Annotated in this window: 17 protein-coding genes; 8 read left to right on the forward strand and 9 right to left on the reverse strand. The window is 70.3% G+C overall.

The window, feature by feature from the left end:
• Nucleotides 1–58: 58 nt before the first annotated feature.
• The gene (locus LNW72_RS02530; protein WP_250973793.1) at nucleotides 59–1006 is read right to left on the reverse strand and encodes a methionyl-tRNA formyltransferase; all 948 of its coding nucleotides are present in this window, start codon (nucleotides 1004–1006) and stop codon (nucleotides 59–61) included.
• A gap of 101 nt (nucleotides 1007–1107) precedes the next feature.
• Here LNW72_RS02530 and LNW72_RS02535 point away from each other — a divergent pair, with 101 nt between their 5' ends.
• The gene (locus LNW72_RS02535; RefSeq protein ID WP_374117393.1) at nucleotides 1108–2412 is read left to right on the forward strand and encodes a lysine N(6)-hydroxylase/L-ornithine N(5)-oxygenase family protein; all 1305 of its coding nucleotides are present in this window, start codon (nucleotides 1108–1110) and stop codon (nucleotides 2410–2412) included.
• Nucleotides 2413–2460: 48 nt separating this feature from the next.
• On the opposite strand, the gene LNW72_RS02540 is transcribed toward LNW72_RS02535, so the two are convergent.
• On the reverse strand, nucleotides 2461–3396 hold the full coding sequence (locus LNW72_RS02540) for an SDR family oxidoreductase (RefSeq protein ID WP_250973794.1): 936 nt from the start codon (nucleotides 3394–3396) through the stop codon (nucleotides 2461–2463).
• Nucleotides 3397–3536: 140 nt separating this feature from the next.
• Between LNW72_RS02540 and LNW72_RS02545 the strand changes: the two genes are divergently transcribed.
• Nucleotides 3537–4103 carry a TetR/AcrR family transcriptional regulator gene (locus LNW72_RS02545; protein ID WP_250973795.1) on the forward strand — a complete coding sequence of 189 codons (567 nt, stop codon included), beginning with the start codon at nucleotides 3537–3539 and terminating at the stop codon, nucleotides 4101–4103.
• 280 nt (nucleotides 4104–4383) lie between these two features.
• Here the strand turns inward: LNW72_RS02545 and LNW72_RS02550 are convergent, their stop codons facing one another.
• From LNW72_RS02550 to LNW72_RS02560, 3 genes are all read right to left on the reverse strand, one after another.
• Nucleotides 4384–4857 carry a DUF3291 domain-containing protein gene (locus tag LNW72_RS02550; protein ID WP_250973796.1) on the reverse strand — a complete coding sequence of 158 codons (474 nt, stop codon included), beginning with the start codon at nucleotides 4855–4857 and terminating at the stop codon, nucleotides 4384–4386.
• A 32-nt stretch (nucleotides 4858–4889) separates the two neighbouring features.
• Nucleotides 4890–5558 carry a metalloregulator ArsR/SmtB family transcription factor gene (locus LNW72_RS02555; RefSeq protein ID WP_250973797.1) on the reverse strand — a complete coding sequence of 223 codons (669 nt, stop codon included), beginning with the start codon at nucleotides 5556–5558 and terminating at the stop codon, nucleotides 4890–4892.
• A 228-nt stretch (nucleotides 5559–5786) separates the two neighbouring features.
• The gene (locus LNW72_RS02560; protein WP_250973798.1) at nucleotides 5787–6296 is read right to left on the reverse strand and encodes a MarR family transcriptional regulator; all 510 of its coding nucleotides are present in this window, start codon (nucleotides 6294–6296) and stop codon (nucleotides 5787–5789) included.
• A gap of 39 nt (nucleotides 6297–6335) precedes the next feature.
• On the opposite strand from LNW72_RS02560, the gene LNW72_RS02565 reads away from it, so the two are divergent.
• Both LNW72_RS02565 and LNW72_RS02570 read left to right on the forward strand, forming a co-directional pair.
• Entirely contained in the window at nucleotides 6336–7283 is a 948-nt protein-coding gene (locus LNW72_RS02565; protein ID WP_250973799.1) for a DMT family transporter, read from the forward strand.
• Between the two features lie 138 nt (nucleotides 7284–7421).
• Nucleotides 7422–7832, forward strand: coding sequence for a rodlin (locus LNW72_RS02570; RefSeq protein WP_250973800.1), 411 nt, complete (start codon nucleotides 7422–7424; stop codon nucleotides 7830–7832).
• Between the two features lie 103 nt (nucleotides 7833–7935).
• Here the strand turns inward: LNW72_RS02570 and LNW72_RS02575 are convergent, their stop codons facing one another.
• Nucleotides 7936–8949 carry a hypothetical protein gene (locus LNW72_RS02575; RefSeq protein ID WP_250973801.1) on the reverse strand — a complete coding sequence of 338 codons (1014 nt, stop codon included), beginning with the start codon at nucleotides 8947–8949 and terminating at the stop codon, nucleotides 7936–7938.
• 494 nt (nucleotides 8950–9443) lie between these two features.
• Here LNW72_RS02575 and LNW72_RS02580 point away from each other — a divergent pair, with 494 nt between their 5' ends.
• From LNW72_RS02580 to LNW72_RS02590, 3 genes are all read left to right on the forward strand, one after another.
• Complete coding sequence (locus tag LNW72_RS02580) at nucleotides 9444–9737, forward strand: chaplin (RefSeq protein WP_250973802.1); 294 nt, start codon at nucleotides 9444–9446, stop codon at nucleotides 9735–9737.
• A gap of 203 nt (nucleotides 9738–9940) precedes the next feature.
• The gene (locus tag LNW72_RS02585) at nucleotides 9941–10348 is read left to right on the forward strand and encodes a hypothetical protein (protein ID WP_250973803.1); all 408 of its coding nucleotides are present in this window, start codon (nucleotides 9941–9943) and stop codon (nucleotides 10346–10348) included.
• Between the two features lie 206 nt (nucleotides 10349–10554).
• A complete protein-coding gene (locus LNW72_RS02590) occupies nucleotides 10555–11595 on the forward strand; it encodes an acyl-CoA desaturase (protein WP_250973804.1) in 1041 nt (346 codons plus the stop codon).
• A 45-nt stretch (nucleotides 11596–11640) separates the two neighbouring features.
• On the opposite strand, the gene LNW72_RS02595 is transcribed toward LNW72_RS02590, so the two are convergent.
• The 3 genes from LNW72_RS02595 to LNW72_RS02605 all read right to left on the reverse strand — a co-directional run bounded on the left by LNW72_RS02595 (nucleotide 11641) and on the right by LNW72_RS02605 (nucleotide 13996).
• Nucleotides 11641–12387: a GAF and ANTAR domain-containing protein gene (locus LNW72_RS02595; RefSeq protein WP_250973805.1), complete on the reverse strand. Its 747-nt coding sequence runs from the start codon at nucleotides 12385–12387 to the stop codon at nucleotides 11641–11643.
• A gap of 5 nt (nucleotides 12388–12392) precedes the next feature.
• Complete coding sequence (locus tag LNW72_RS02600) at nucleotides 12393–13133, reverse strand: GAF and ANTAR domain-containing protein (protein ID WP_250973806.1); 741 nt, start codon at nucleotides 13131–13133, stop codon at nucleotides 12393–12395.
• Nucleotides 13134–13375: 242 nt separating this feature from the next.
• Nucleotides 13376–13996, reverse strand: a complete 621-nt coding sequence (locus tag LNW72_RS02605) for a TetR/AcrR family transcriptional regulator (protein WP_250973807.1) — start codon at nucleotides 13994–13996, stop codon at nucleotides 13376–13378.
• Between the two features lie 165 nt (nucleotides 13997–14161).
• On the opposite strand from LNW72_RS02605, the gene LNW72_RS02610 reads away from it, so the two are divergent.
• On the forward strand, nucleotides 14162–15133 hold the full coding sequence (locus LNW72_RS02610) for a chlorophyllase (protein WP_250973808.1): 972 nt from the start codon (nucleotides 14162–14164) through the stop codon (nucleotides 15131–15133).
• Nucleotides 15134–15136 lie beyond the last annotated feature (3 nt).

Below are 15136 nucleotides of genomic sequence, written 5' to 3' on the forward strand. Positions count from 1 at the left end.
GAGGTGACGGGCCCGCCCGGCAGGGATACGCCGGGCGGGCCGCGTCAGAACCGGGAGTTCAGGGCCGGGAGGTGAGGTAGCCGCCCATCGTCCGGAAGTAGTCGTGCGCCGCGTGCTCGGTGCCGTCCTCCGTGCGCACCCGCCGCACCGCGAGCCCGTGCCGGCGCCCGCTCCGGGCGTCCGCCCCGGCCACGATGACGACCCCGTCGCCCTCCTTGATGAAGATCCGTCCGGGCGTACCCCCGTACCGCGCCTGCGAGACCGACGCGGACACGATGCTGATCCGCTCACCGCGGTGGTAGGCGAAAGCGCTGGGATACGGGTCGGACTGCGCGCGGACCAACCGCTCCAGGTCCTCGGCGGGCCAGGTCCAGTCGATGCGGCCGTCCTCGACCGACCGCTTGTGGAAGAAGCTGGCCCGCGCACGGTCCTGCGGCTGCCAGCGGGCCTCCCCCGAGGCGATCAGGTCCAGCGATTCGCGCACGATCGGGCCGATCAGGTCGACGGTGCGGTGGAACAGGTCGGTCGCGGTGTCGGCGGGGCCGACCGGCACCGCGTGCTGCGTGAGGATGTCGCCCGCGTCCAGTTCGGCGCTCATCCGGTGCGCGGTGACGCCGACCCGCTCCTCGCCGTTGATCAGCGCCCAGATGATCGGGGAGAAACCCGCGTAGGAGGGCAGCAGCGAGTCGTGGACGTTGAGCGTGCCGTGCGGCGGCAGGTCGTAGATCTCCGGCGGCAGCCAGGTGCGCCAGTTGTTCGCCACGATGATGTCGGGCGCCGCGTCCCTGATGGCGTCCAGCAGTTCGGGGTCGTCCGGCCGGTTGCGCAGCAGCGCCGGGACGTCGTGCTTCTGGGCCAGCTCCGCGACCGAATCGTCCCAGATCTTCTCGTACGCGTGCTCGCTCTTGGGGTGGGTGACGACGAGGACGACCTCGTGGTCGGAGTCCAGCAGAGCCTGCAGCGTGCGATGGCCCCAGGTCTGATAGCCGAACATGACGACCCGCATGGCGGTCTTCCCTCCGACGACGTTATTGCAAGGTAAGCCTTACCTTATCTAATATGAGCGCCGTTGAGGGAGGCGATGCATCGGTGACAGCACCGCGCAGTATGCCGGACATCATCCACGATGTCCTGGGGATCGGCTTCGGCCCGTCAAATCTGGCACTCGCCATAGCCGTTGAGGAGCACAACACACAACTCCCTGAGGACCAGAGGCTGAATGCCCTCTTCCTGGAACGGCAGCCACGCTTCGGGTGGCATCGGGGCATGCTCATCGACGATGCGACCATGCAGGTGTCCTTCCTGAAGGACCTGGTCACGATGCGCAACCCCACCAGCGACTTCAGCTTCCTCTGCTATCTGCGCGAGCAGGGCAGACTGGTGGACTTCCTGAACCAGAAGACGCTCTTCCCGCTCCGCGTCGAGTTCCACGACTACTTCGAATGGGCCGCGGCCCGGGTGGCCCACCTGGTCGACTACTCCTCCGAGGTGGTGTCGGTCGAACCGGTGCGCGACGAGAGCGGCGAGGTCGCCTACCTGGACGTGACCTGCCGGGACCCGGCCGCCGGCCCGTCGTCCACGGTGACCCACCGGGCGCGCAACATCAGTGTCGCGGTGGGACTGGAACCCCATCTGCCGCCCGGCACCGACCTGTCGGACCGCGTCTGGCACAACAGCCAGCTCATCCCACGGGTCGCCGAACTCAACGCCTCCGGCGCTCCCGTGCGCCGGGTCGTCGTGCTCGGCGCGGGACAGAGCGCCGCCGAGGCGGTCGACTACCTGCACCGCACCTTCCCCGAGGCCGAGGTCTGCGCGGTCTTCGCCAAATACGGGTACACACCCGCCGACGACAGCCCGTTCGCCAACCGGATCTTCGACCCCGAGGCGGTGGACGTCTACTTCGACTCCCCGTCCGAGGTGAAGCAGTCCCTCTTCGACTACCACCGCTCCACCAACTACTCCGTCGTCGACATGGATCTCATCGAGGCCCTGTACGCGACCTCGTACCGCGAGAAGGTGCAGGGCCGCGAGCGACTGCGCTTCCTGAACGTCTCCCGCATCCGGGACGTGAGCGTCCAGGACGACCGACTCGACATCTCGGTGGAGTTCCTGCCCACCGGCGAACACCAGATCCTCGAATCGGACATCCTCGTCCACGCCACCGGCTACCGCTCCCAGGACATCGGCACTCTGCTCGGCGACTCGGCGAAGATCTGTCTGCGCGACGACGGGGACGCGGTCCGGGTCGGGCGCGACCACCGCGTCGAGGTCGCACCGGAAGTCACCGCGGGCATCTACCTCCAAGGCGGAACGGAACACACCCACGGCCTGGCATCGACCCTGCTGTCCACCACCGCCATCCGCGCCGGCGAGATCCGCGGCTCCCTCCTGGCACGTCTGGCCGCCGGCTGACCGGCCCGAACCGCTCCCGACGACGGCCTGAGGTCGGGGCGGGGATGGTCAGGAGGACGGAGTGGCGAAGTAGTGGCCCTTGTCGAGGTCGTCCATGAGCCCGGGCTGCGTCGGCTGCCACCCCAGCAGTTCGCGGGTGTGCGCGCTGGAGGTGGGGCTGTCCATGCCGAGGAAAGGGGCCAGCCAGGTGAAGTGCCCTGCCGCGTCATCGGGATTGATCGATGCCACGGGCACGGCGAGGTGCCGTCCGATGACCTCGGCGACGGAACGGATCGGCACGCCCTCGTCCGCGACCGCGTGCAGCGTGGAGCCGGCCGGAGCGCTCTCCAGCGCCAGACGGAAGAGGTGGGCGGCGTCGGATCGGTGCACGGCGGGCCAGCGGTTGGCGCCGTCGCCGATGTAGCCGGAGACGCCCTTCTCACGGGCGATGGCGACCACGGTGGCGAGGAAGCCGTGGTCCCCGTCGCCGTGCACGGTCGGGGGAAGCCGGACGATCGACGAGCGGACGCCGCGCTCCGCGAGGGCGGCCGTCGCGTGCGCGTTGGCCAGCCGCTTGGCCAGGCCGCCGGTCCAGTGGGCGCCGAGCGGGGCGGACGGCTGCCCGTCCTGCTCGGTGGCCACCTGACCCGGCGCCAGCCCGAGCGTCCCGGAGGCGATGAGGAACGGGCGGTCGGATCCGGCGAGCGCCTCGCCGACGGTGTCGATGGCCCGCCGGTCCGCGTCGGCGGCGGCCTCGAAGCCGCCGCTGAACGCGATGTCGTGCTTGAAGGCCAGGTGGATCACGCCGTCGGAGTCGGCGGCCGCACTGCGCAGGATGTCGAGATCGTCGAGCGTGCCGCGCCGCACCTCGGCGCCGGCCGTGGTGAGGGCGGCGGCCGAGGCGTCCGAGCGGGCGAGCCCGACGACCTGGTGGCCCGCGCCGAGGAGTTCCGGAACCACGGCTGAACCGATCCAGCCGGACGCGCCGGTGATGAACACACGCATGAGGAGAACCTCCGGGTAGGTCGACCGTCCTCGCCGCGCGGTACCGGGACACGGAATGTGCGGCGATCGAGCCGATGTCAGTGACTGACATCAACCGTAGCACTCGATGTCAGTCACTGTCATCACGTAAGATCTCCGATATGGGCCGATGGGAACCGAACGCACGCGGACGACTGGAACAGGCGGCGCTGGACCTCTACAGCGAGCACGGGTTCGAGCAGACCACCGCCGCGCAGATCGCCGAACGCGCCGGGCTCACCGAGCGGACGTTCTTCCGGCACTACGCCGACAAGCGCGAGGTGCTGTTCGGGGGTGCGCACACACTGGAGCAGGCCTTCGTCGACACCCTGGCCGACACCCCGGCAGCGGCCGCGCCGATCGACGCGATGGCTTCGACGCTGGAGACCGTCGCCGCCTTCTTCCTGGAGCGCCATGAGTTCGCCCGGCAGCGCCAAGCCGTCATCATGGCCAACGCGGAGCTGCGCGAGCGCGAGCTGATCAAGCTCGCCTCGCTGTCCGCCGCGCTCGCCGACACCCTGCGCCGACGCGGCGTCAAGGACCCGGCCGCGAGCCTCACCGCGGAGGCGGGCATCGCCGTCTTCAAGGTCGGCTTCGAGCGCTGGGTGGCCGACAGCGGACAACGCACCCTGGCGCACTACCTACGGGAGTCGCTCGACGAACTCAAGGCCGTGACCTCGGGCGAGTGACCGTGGGCCCGGCCGCCGGTCCAGGACGCGCGCCGCCGTCCCCGGGATGGGTGACCGCCAGGGCTGCGAGCCATCGACATCGTGCCCACCCGAAGTGACCCGTACACGAATCGCGGCGGGCACAACGGGCTCCGGGCCCCGGGCCCCGTGTCGCTGACCGATGGCCGCCGTGCTCCGTGTCGGCCCGGAACCCGAGCGCCGGGGAAACCCCGCATCGGATGGATGGTTCGGGTCGTACGGTCCCGCGGCGCGGGCGTGCTGGGGCCCGCCGTTCGCATGCCTAAGCGGGCAGGACCGCTGAGGCCGGAGCGGGTTGGGGGTTGCGGAACGTGAACGCGAGAGGCCCGTCGCCGTGTTCACGCAGCAGGGCGATGCGCTCCATGGCCTCGGCGGTCGTCGGGCGATGACCGACAGGCACCCACCACAGCGCCTGATGATGCTCCGACATCCTCTCGAACCACTCCCGCCGGCGGCTGAGCACCTTCAGATGCTCACTGCGGTACGTGAACTCCCTCAGCGCTCGGACCGATTCCCAGACCGAGCAGTTGATCAGGAGCGGGCCGTCCTCCCCGTCGGGCCGCAGGCTCGTCGAGTCCTCGCCGTCGTCGTCGACCATGCGCCAGACAAAGCCGGGAGCCCCGTCCGCCAGGGCGTTGATCTCGGGCAACCGAGCGACGAAGTCGGCCAGTACGGGGCCGTCGAGCGGGCCGAGGATGCGTCCGATGTTGACCTGGGCCAGGTGAAAGGTGGTCATGGTGTCAGCATGACCGGACCAAGCTTCTATCGTCAAGCATCATTAGTTTTAGAAAGAGTGACACAACACCCCTCAGGGGGCGGGTCCATGGCCGCCGTCCAGTCCCCGCCCCCGGCACATCCGAGAAGCAGGCCCTCGATGAAGGCCAGGTTCATCCCACAGACGAGCGCCGGGAACTCGTCGGCCAGCGAGTGGAACGGGCAGTTGTTCAGCCGGACCGTCGCCCCGTCCCCGTACGGCTCATAGCCACGCGCCCGCAGTGCCGCGACCGGATCGACCGGATCGGCTTCGCCACCCAGTTCCGCACCCTCGGCAGCGCCGGCCGCCCGGGCCGCCGACTGCAGTTCCCGGTCGAGTCCCGCACTGTCGACGACGTTCGCGAGCAGCCGCCCGACGGCATCGTACGAGCGGGGCGGCAGCGACACCGCCCGCTCGCCCGGCGCCCGCAGGTACAACTTCGCCGGCCGCCCCGCCCCCGGTCCGCTGCGCCCCGACAGGCGCTGATAGGTCACAGCCAAAAGACCCGCCTCGACCAGTTTGTCCAGATGGAACGCGGCGAGCGAGCGGGAGATGCCGGCCGCCGCGGCCGCCGCCTCGCGGCCGACCGCGCCCGGCGTCGCCGCCACGTGCCGATACAGACCACGGCGCACCGGGTCCGCCAGGACGCCCACCGCCTCGAACACTTCATCCTCACTGTTCACGAGGCGATTCTATAACCAATGACCGCTGTCACTAGTGTGGCTCCGCGTCCATCCGGCGAAGGAAGGGCGGCTTCGCCGACGACGTGCGCATCGCGACCGAACGGGACGCCTGCGCCACCGTTCCCATCCTCACCGACGGGGCTTTCAAACCCCCGACTTGAACATGATCAATACCGTAGACGGAGGGGCAACACCCGGGCAGACGCCGCCCGGAGCTCGCTGGGATCTTCACGAGCTGAGCGGTGGCTCGACGCGGGAGAGCCACGCGGCGAGGAGCCCCTCCAGGCCTGCCGCCTCCTGCGGGGTGAGGCGGTCCATGAGGCGTCGCTCATTGCCCATGTGCTCGGTGAACGCGGCGTCGATCAGCTCCCGTCCCGCGGGAGTGAGAGCGACCACGCGCCCACGGCCGTCACTCGCGGCGCGGCGGCGGGTGACCAGCCCTTCACGTTCGAGGCGGTCGATCCGCTTGGTCATCGCGCCCGTGGTCACCATGGTGTGCGCGGCCAGTTCCCCAGGGGCCCGTTCGCACGGACCTCCCGCGCGGCGCAATGCGGCGAGGACGTCGAACTCCCCCTCGCTCAGCCCGTAGCGCCGGTAGACGGTGCACAGCTCCTCGGTGAGCAGCCCGGCGAGTCGGTGCAGTCGCCCGATCACCGCCTGGGGGGCCACGTCGACGTCGGGACGTTCGCGGGCCCACTCGGCCTGGATGCGGGCGACGTGGTCGAGCGGTGGTGACATGACTCGATTATACCTTCCAAGGAAGATATCATCGCTTCCATGGAAGGTAATCTGCGGTGGACCCTGATCACGGCGATAGCGCCGGTCGCGTGGGGTACGAACTACTACGTCACCCGCGCGTTCCTGCCCGCCGGCGAGCCCCTGTACGGCGCGGCCTTCCGGGCGCTGCCGGCCGGACTGCTCCTCCTGGCGGCCTGCCGGGCACGACCGCACGGGTCGTGGTGGTGGAAGTCCCTGGTCCTCGGCACCCTCAACATGGGCGGGTTCTTCGCCCTGATCTACATCGCGGCGCAGCGACTCCCCACCAGCGTCGCCTCCTCCGTCATGGCGACCTCGCCGATGGTCATGATGCTCATCGCCTGGGGACTGATCGCCGAGCGGCCACGTCCCGCACACCTGATCGGCGCGGGGGTCGGAATCGGCGGCGTCTACCTCATGCTGTTCACCGGAGCCACCTCGATCGATCTTCTCGGCGTCGGCGCCTCCATTGCCGCCATGCTCATGTCTTCCTGCGGCTACATCCTCGCCAAGCGCTGGAGCGCCGAGGTCGAGGTGCTCGCCTCGACGTCCTGGCAGCTGATCGCCGGCGGCCTGCTGCTGTTCCCGCTCGCCGCAGCCGTCGAGGGAGCGCCGCCGCACCTCGACGGGGCGGCCGTCCTCGGCTTCGGCTACGTCACCGTCGTGGCGACCGCACTGGCCTTCGCCGCCTGGTTCGCCGGCCTGCGCCACCTGCCCGCCGCCACGGTGGGCCTGGTGGGCCTCCTGAACCCGGTGACGGGCGTACTGCTTGGCACCGTGATCGCCGGGGAGGCACTCACCGTCAAGCAGCTCTGCGGACTTGCTCTGGTGACCATCGGGATTCTCCTCGGCCGGCCGGTGCTCAGACGATGGGGGCGCTCGCACGGCACGACATCCGCGGCCCGGGACCAGGGCGGCCGGCCGGGCGTACGCGCCTCGGAATCCGCCTGCAAGGTGCCCCCCGCGTGATCTCGTCAGGACTTGGGCGACCTGGCCACCACATGGCGGCGCCACCGTTCGGGTGAAACGACGGAACCACACCCGCGATCAGTAGTTGAGCAGCATGTTCTTCCCTGTGCCGCCCGCACCACCTCCAAAGGATCGCAAATGCTCAAGAAGTTTCTCGGCACGGCCGCGGTGGCCGTCTCCGTCGTCGGCGTCTCCGCTGCGTTCGTCTCCCCGGCCATGGCCATCGGCAACGACGGCGGCGCCTCCACCACCAACGGCAACGGTGCCGAGCAGTCGTACGGCAACACCCACACCGGTGGCACCCTGAGCCCGCAGGTCGGCCTCGTCCAGGGAACGCTGAACAAGCCGTGCGTCGGTCTGCCCCTCAAGGCGAACGTCGGTTCCCTCGTCGGCGCCGTCCCGATCACGGTGCAGGACATCAACGTCCTGTCCTCCCCGCAGAACCAGCAGTGCGCCGAGAACTCCTCGCAGATCAAGGGCGACGAGCCGGTGTCGCACGTCCTGGACCAGATCCCGGTGCTGTCCGGCAACGGCGTCGCCAACGACTGACCCTCACGTCAGGCAGTACCCCCAGGGCCCCGAAACCGCACAGGTTTCGGGGCCCTGGGGCCTTGCTGGGGCACGGAGCCGGCCGGCTGGAGCCGGACCACCGTCAGGAATCGTCGGCGACCGTTCGCGGCTTCTGCCTGCGCATCAGCACCGCTCCCGCGAGAACGGCCGCGATGACCCCACAGGCCACCGCGAGGGCGGCCGCGCCGCCGAACAGGTTGCCCAGGCTGTCCCTGAGCAGATGCACGGAGTTGCTTCCCGCGGCGACGGAGTGCACCGCCACGGTGCCGACGGCGGCCGCCGCGCCGGCCGCCCAGATCCACACCGTGTCCCGCACGGCCAGCAGGTACGCCAGCGCCAGGCAGAGGACCGCGATGACCGTGGACGCGACCGCTGCCGGTCCGCCCGAGCGGAGGCCCGCCATGTCGGCCGGCAGGTGGACCGCGCCGATCATCAGCAGCGCCACGGCGGCGGGCCAGCGCAGCGGGGATCGCAGGGACGACGACACCGAACGCTCCGGCGACACGTCGCCGGAGGACCCGGCGGTGGCCACCGGGGCTCGCCGGCTGCCGGCCTGCACGCCGCGCGGGACGGCGGAGCTTTCGGCACTTGCGGCACTTGCGGCACCCAGGTTGGCGGTCTCCGATGCGCCGACGGCGGTCCCCGTCCGCGGCGGCTCGCCCTCACCCGGGCCGTCGTCCCTGGCGGGGCCGCCGTGCTCCCCCGGGACGTTCTCCTCCCCCGGGACGTTCTCCTCGCCGGGTCTGTTGTCCTTGTCCGGTCCGAAGACGGCCACCAGTTCGGCGACTTCCTCGATGGGCCGGCCCATCGCCGCCGCGAGCAACGCCGTATCGGCGTCGGCGATCGTGTGAGGAGGTTTCTTCAGCAGGGTGACCAGTTGGAGGACCTCGTCCACGGGGCGGGACACGGCGGCCATGCGCAAGGCCTCGTCCCCCGGGCGCGGCGACTCACCGGTCTGGTTGAGCAGGGCCACCAGGGAGGCGACCTCGTCCAGGGGGCGGGCGGTGGCGACCGCCCGGAGAAGGGTGAGCCTGGGCTCATCCCCCGGACCTATGTGGCTGTGGTCGTGCTGAATGGAGCTGAGATCAGATGTCATGACGCGACTTTCTTTGCCGAACCTTCGAGGCCGGGCTCTTTCCCGAAGGTCACCGTGTGTCACAGACGACACACTGTTGGTCCCATCTCAGCCGATAGGTGCACATTCCGCCATTCGGAGCCCCGCACCCGGCCGGATCATGGCCGCAGGTCGAAGGCCGGCACCGCCGGAGCGTGAAGACACGGCCCGTGCCGCGAGTCGATGCGGTCGGACCTGGCAGAAGAAAGGCGAACCGCCAGGCCCGGCCGGACCTCGATGTCGCACCCGGGCAACGACGGCGTACGGCCCCGGGACACGGACGGCACCCCCACCGCGGAACCGTATTCACCCGGACGGCCCCTCCGGCCGGCGTCCCCGGCGCGCGGTACGGACTGCCGGTCGGCCGTCGGCGCGTCCGTTTGGTGGAACACCCGTGACCTGCCGCGGAGCAGTCCCGTTGGTGGGGTCAACGCCGTGATCCCTACGGCGGACTCAACCCTTCCAAGGAGACTTCGATGTCCCGTATTGCCCAGGCAGCCGCCATCACCGCCGCCGCAGGCGCCGTCCTGGCCGCCGGTGCCGGTATGGCCGCCGCCGACGCCGGAGCCCACGGCGCAGCGGTCGGCTCGCCCGGCGTCCTGTCCGGCAACCTCCTCCAGGTGCCCGTCCACGTGCCGGTCAACGTGTGCGGCAACACCGTCGACGTCATCGGGGTCCTCAACCCGGTGTTCGGCAACACCTGCGCGAACATCAGCGGCCACCACGACACCGATGACAACAAGGGCTACGGGTCCGGCGACAACAACTGACCGCTCCCCCACGACCCCCGGGCCGCCGCGACCAGGACGCCAGCCCGCACGGGATCAGGCACGTCGAACGCCCTGATCCCGTGACGCGTCCTCCCGGCGGCCCGGGCTTCGCCTTCCACCCGCCACCCGGAGCCGGTCCCTGTCGACGCCGGCGCACTGCGCGCACCGTTCCGCGAGGGGGCCGAGTGCGCGACGATGGTGCGATGCCCGACCACAGCACGGCGCCCGTTCCGCGGCCGGCACAGATCCCTGAACGGGCCGACACGGTGGGGCCCGGCTGGCAGGAGTCGCTGGGCCGTCTGCACCGGCAACTCCGCGCGCTGGCCCCCGGATACCGTCTCGTGGACCTCGGGGAGAAGCTCGGCGGCCTGCACGTTCATGTGGAGTCGGTGGGCGATGACAGCGACGCCCTGCGCGCTCTGATCGCTGCCGCGGAAGCCGAGTCGATGTGCACCTGTGAGTTCTGCGGCGCTCCCGGCCGCGTCCGGACCCGTGAAGACGCACCGCGAGGGTGGCGCAAGGCCGTGTGCGACACCTGCCACGGCCCGTGGTCCGCCCATCACCTCATGATCGTCAATGGTGCGGTGCGCGGCCGCCCGCATGAGGAGTGACTTTCCGGTGCCGCGGCGGGCGTGAAGGCGGGAAGCCTCCCGCCGGGAAATCCGCGGCGTTGTGACAGAGTCGCCCGGTTCACCGACCGGGCGGGCGCGCATACTGGGAGGACCTGTCAGTCAGCCTGCCTGAATGCTCGGTCAGTCCAGACCCTGCCGGTCTTGCGATCCGTCTCGCTGATGTCGTCCGTGGCGAGGAGAGAGTCATGACCGAGCTCGGGGTCGCGCCCGCGATCCGATCCCAGGGAAGCGACTACGCGGAACTCATGAGGCAAGTACGAGGCGCCGGACTGCTGGAGCGCCGGGCCGCGTACTACTACGTCAAAATCGCTGTGACGGCGGCGCTGCTCGCCGCCGGGATCGCCGCGTTCGTGCTCATCGGCGACTCGTGGTGGCAGCTGGGCACCGCGGCGTACCTGGCCGCGGTCTTCGCCCAGCTCGGCTTTGTCGCCCACGATGCCGGGCACCAGCAGATCTTTCGCCGCCGACCGGCGAACGCGGTCGTCGGGCTCGTGCACGCCAACCTGCTCATCGGATTCAGCTACGGCTGGTGGGTGAGCAAGCACAATCTCCACCACGCGCATCCGAACGAGCCCGGCCGCGACCCCGACGTCGCCGCGGGCGCCATCGTGTTCACCCCGCAGGAGGCCCGCGTACTGCGGGGCCCGGCCAGGCTGCTGGCCCGCTGGCAGGTGTGGCTGTTCTTCCCGCTGCTCCTGCTGGAGAGCGCCAATCTGCACGCCCTGAGCGTGGGAGCGCTGCTGCGGCGGCGGACCAGGCACAGCAACCTCGAGTTGGGGTTGCTGCTCCTCCACGCCGCGGGATTCCTGGCCGTGGTCCTGCTCGTTCTGCCGCCCGTCAAGGCCTTGGTGTTCGTGGTCGTGCAGCAGGGTCTGTTCGGGCTCTATCTGGGGTGCGCGTTCGCTCCGAACCACAAAGGCATGCCGATGCCGGAGTCGGGCAGTTCGGACTACCTTCGCCGACAGGTCCTGACCTCGCGCAACATCCGCGGCGGACGGGTCACCGACTGGGTCCTCGGCGGGCTGAACTACCAGATCGAGCACCACCTGTTTCCCAGCATGCCCAGGCCCAACCTCGCCCGGGTGCAGCCGCTGGTACGGGAGTTCTGTGTGCGGCACGGCATCGACTACCTGCAGTGCGGCGCCGTGGACTCGTACCGCCAGGCACTGCGCCACCTGCGGACCGTCGCGAACGCGACGCTGCGCGCCCCCGTCACCACGACGTGACGGTCGCGTTCGCCCCCGGCCCCGGCGTCACGGCGTGATCGCGCTTCACGCCGTGGTGCCGGCGGCGCCATGGGGGATGGTGTCGGTGTCGAAGGTGCCGTCGGTGATGTCGCGGGCCAGGGCGGCGAGCTTCAGATTGTGGTCGCGGGCGTAGTGGCGGAACGCGGCGAAGGCGTCGTCGACGGACAGCTGCCAGCGCTCGGCAAGGATGCCCTTGACCTGCTCCAGGACGATACGGCTGGTCAGCGCGTATTGGAGTTGGCCGCGTTCGGTCTCGCTCTGGGCCAAGGTGCGCTGCTGCAGGATCGCGATCGTCGCGATGTCCGCCATGGCCTGGGCAAGGGAGACGTCCTGGTAGCCCAGAGGGCTCGGATCGGTCTGGAACAGGCTCAGGGCACCGATGATGCGCCCGCGCAGCCTCAGCGGCAGCGCGTTCGTGGCGACGAAGCCGATCTCCTGGGCCTGGGTGGCGAACTGCGGCCAGTCGTCGGTGCTCCGGAAATCGGTGAGGTCGATGTTGGTGCGGGGCTGCCCGCTCTGGAAGCACTCCACGCACGGGCCCTGGTCGTGCTGCGTGGCGAAGAACTCCAGCAGCCGGGTGCGCTCGTCGGAAGCGGCGAGGACCCGCAGGATGCCGTGTTCGTCCGCGAGAAGGATTCCGACGGCGGCCACGTCGAGGAGTTCCATGCACCGCACGGACAGCTGCTGCAGGAAGTCGATGACGTCGAAATCATCGATCAGGGAATCGGCGATCTCGACGAACACCCGGGAAAGTTGCTGTTCGCGGGGCATGGCGATCAGTCCTTGTCTGCGACGGCAGGCTCAGTGCCGTCGGTGTTGGGGTCCAGGCGCAACCGCCGGGCCACGATCTCTCGGGAAATGTCGGTGATGGTGCTGCCACTGCCATAAGCATGACCCCGCAGTCGCAGCAGAGCTTGCGGCAGGGACAGACCGAGCTGGACGCTGATCATGCCGGTGGCCTGGTGCACGACGGCCTGCTGCAGTTCGTGGGAGGAATCCTGGGAGGCCCGGTCGTCGGGGTCCTGCCGGCGGGGTTCGCCGCCGCCCAGACAGCGGGCGGTCAGTGCGCGGGCCAGGACCAGGGCGTCGTCGGCCTGCCCGGGGCTCAGGGGGCCCGGAGTGCGGCGCACCGCGGTCAGCACCCCGACACGGATGGCGCCCAGGCCGATGGGGAAGCAGAACACCGCCCGTGCCGCCAGGCCTGCCGTCTCCATGGCCAGGGCCGGCCAGCGGTCGGGGCGCACACCGGCCAGATCCGGCACCCACACCATGATGCCGCCGCGCACGGTATCGGGGCCGGGACCTTCCCCGAGGGTGAACTGCAGATCCTCGAAGACCTGTGCGCTCTCGTCCGAGCAGGCCACCAGTTCGATGCCGGAGTCCTCCATCAGCAGGGACACCGCGAGGCCGTCCACACCCAGCGCGACCGCACCCGCCGTCATGGCATGCGCGATCCCGCCCGGCCCGTCGTCGTCGCGCAGCCGGCGCAACACGTTCCCCATGCGATCACTGATCACCCGGGGCCACCTGGCGTCGTGCCACCCAGGCCGGAGTCGCCCGCGGGCCTGCGGGACGGGCCGCCCGAGGGCCGGTGTGCGTTCCACGGTGCCGATGTGGTCACAGGACCGACTCTAGAGGTGCGGAGCCCGCTCGTGGCGGATCCGCCGGACCACACGGCAGACGGCTGCCGCCGGACCACCCGGCGGACGGCTGCCGCCGGCCGGTGCGAACAGCCCGGTCGCTCCTGGCGCGGGGCACCTCAGGACGACTGCGGTCGCTGCAGTCCGTCAAGGAGCAGTTCCACCAGTCGGCGGGGGTCGTAGCGGGGGTCGCTGTCCCGTCCGATGCAGAGGTTGCCGATGCCGCGCATCAACTCGTAAGCCTGCGTACCGGTCCTGATCTGGCCGGCGCCGGCCGCGGCGTCGAGCAACTGCGCGCAGACGGGCACCAGACGGTCGAGGAAGTAGCTGTGCAGCGCGTCGAAGCCGCTGCTGTCCGACTGCAGGGCGTTGGCGAGTCCGTGCTTGGTGACGAGGAAGTCGACGAAGAGGTCGACCCACTGACGGAGTGCAACGAGCGGGGAGTCGGCACCGGCCAGCAGGCTCGGGCCGGCCTCGGCGCATGCCTCGACCTGGTGGCGGTAGACGGCGACGACGAGATCCGCCCGGGTCGGGAAGTGGCGGTAGATCGTCCCCATCCCGACGCCCGCCCTGGCGGCGATCTCACGGATCGGCGCATCGACGCCGGAGGTGACGAACACCGCGGCGGCGGCGGTGAGCAGCGTCTGCCGGTTGCGCTGCGCGTCGGCCCGCTTGCCTCGGGCCGGCACCTCCCCGGACGGGCCGGCGGGCACCTCCTCGGAGGGGCTTTTCGTGGGCATCACGCTCTCCTTCCGGCCGCCGTTGACAAAGCGGAACAGCGCTCCGTATATTAATCGGAACGTCGCTCCGCTTTCAGTCTAGCTGAAACCGGACGCTCCCGACCGCCTCCCCCGCCGCCATCCGAAGCGATCGACGGCAGAGGCCATCGAAGGGACCTCCGCATCATGAATGCATCGGCTCACCCCACCGACACCCTCGGCTCACCCACTCCGGTCCTCTCGGTCAGCCCCGTGGTGCTGCCGGCTCCCGGCCGTGCCGTGGACCTGGAAGTGCGGGTCTCCGCACCCGTGACCGGGAGCGACCTGCCGGTCATCCTCCTCTCCCACGGTCAGGGCCACTCGAACCACCTCTCCTCGCTGAACGGCTACGCCCCTCTCGTCAACTTCTGGGCGGCGCACGGCTTCGTCGTGATCCAGCCCACCCATCTGAGCTCCAGGGCGCTGACCCTGGATCCCGCCACCCCCGGCGCACCGATGTTCTGGCGATCGCGCGCCGAGGACATGCGGCTCGTCCTCGACCGGCTCGACGCGATCGAGGCCGCCGTCCCGCAGCTCCGCGGGCGCCTGGACCACAGCAGGGTCGCCGTGGCCGGGCACTCGATGGGCGGCCACACCGCGAGCCTGCTGCTGGGCGCCCGGCTCACCGATCCGGAGGACGGGACGGAGGCGAACCTGGCCGACCCCCGGATCAAGGCCGGTGTACTGCTTGCCGCGCCAGGCCGGGGCGGCGATGCCCTCGTCGCGGCCATGGCCGAGAATCTCCCCTTCCTCCTGACCACGGACTTCTCCGGGATGACGACACCCACGCTCGTGGTCGCCGGCGACAACGACGCCTCTGCCCACCTGACGGTCCGGGGCCCTGACTGGCACACCGATCCGTACGTCCTCTCCCCCGGCCCCAAGACCCTGCTCACCTTGTTCGGCGCGGAACACGGGCTCGGCGGAATCTCCGGATACGACGTCGCCGAGACCACGGACGAGAACCCCGAGCGGGTGGCCGTGGTCCAACTCCTCACCTGGGCCTACCTCCGCACCGAGCTCTACCCCGGGGACTCCGCCTGGAAGGCGGCCTGCGACGAACTGACGGCCGGCCCCGACCCGCTCGGCCGCGTCGAATCCAAGTCGGCCGCCGAGTAAGCC

The sequence above is a fragment of the Streptomyces sp. RKAG293 genome (assembly GCF_023701745.1).
In the GTDB taxonomy this organism is placed as follows: Bacteria; Actinomycetota; Actinomycetes; order Streptomycetales; family Streptomycetaceae; genus Actinacidiphila.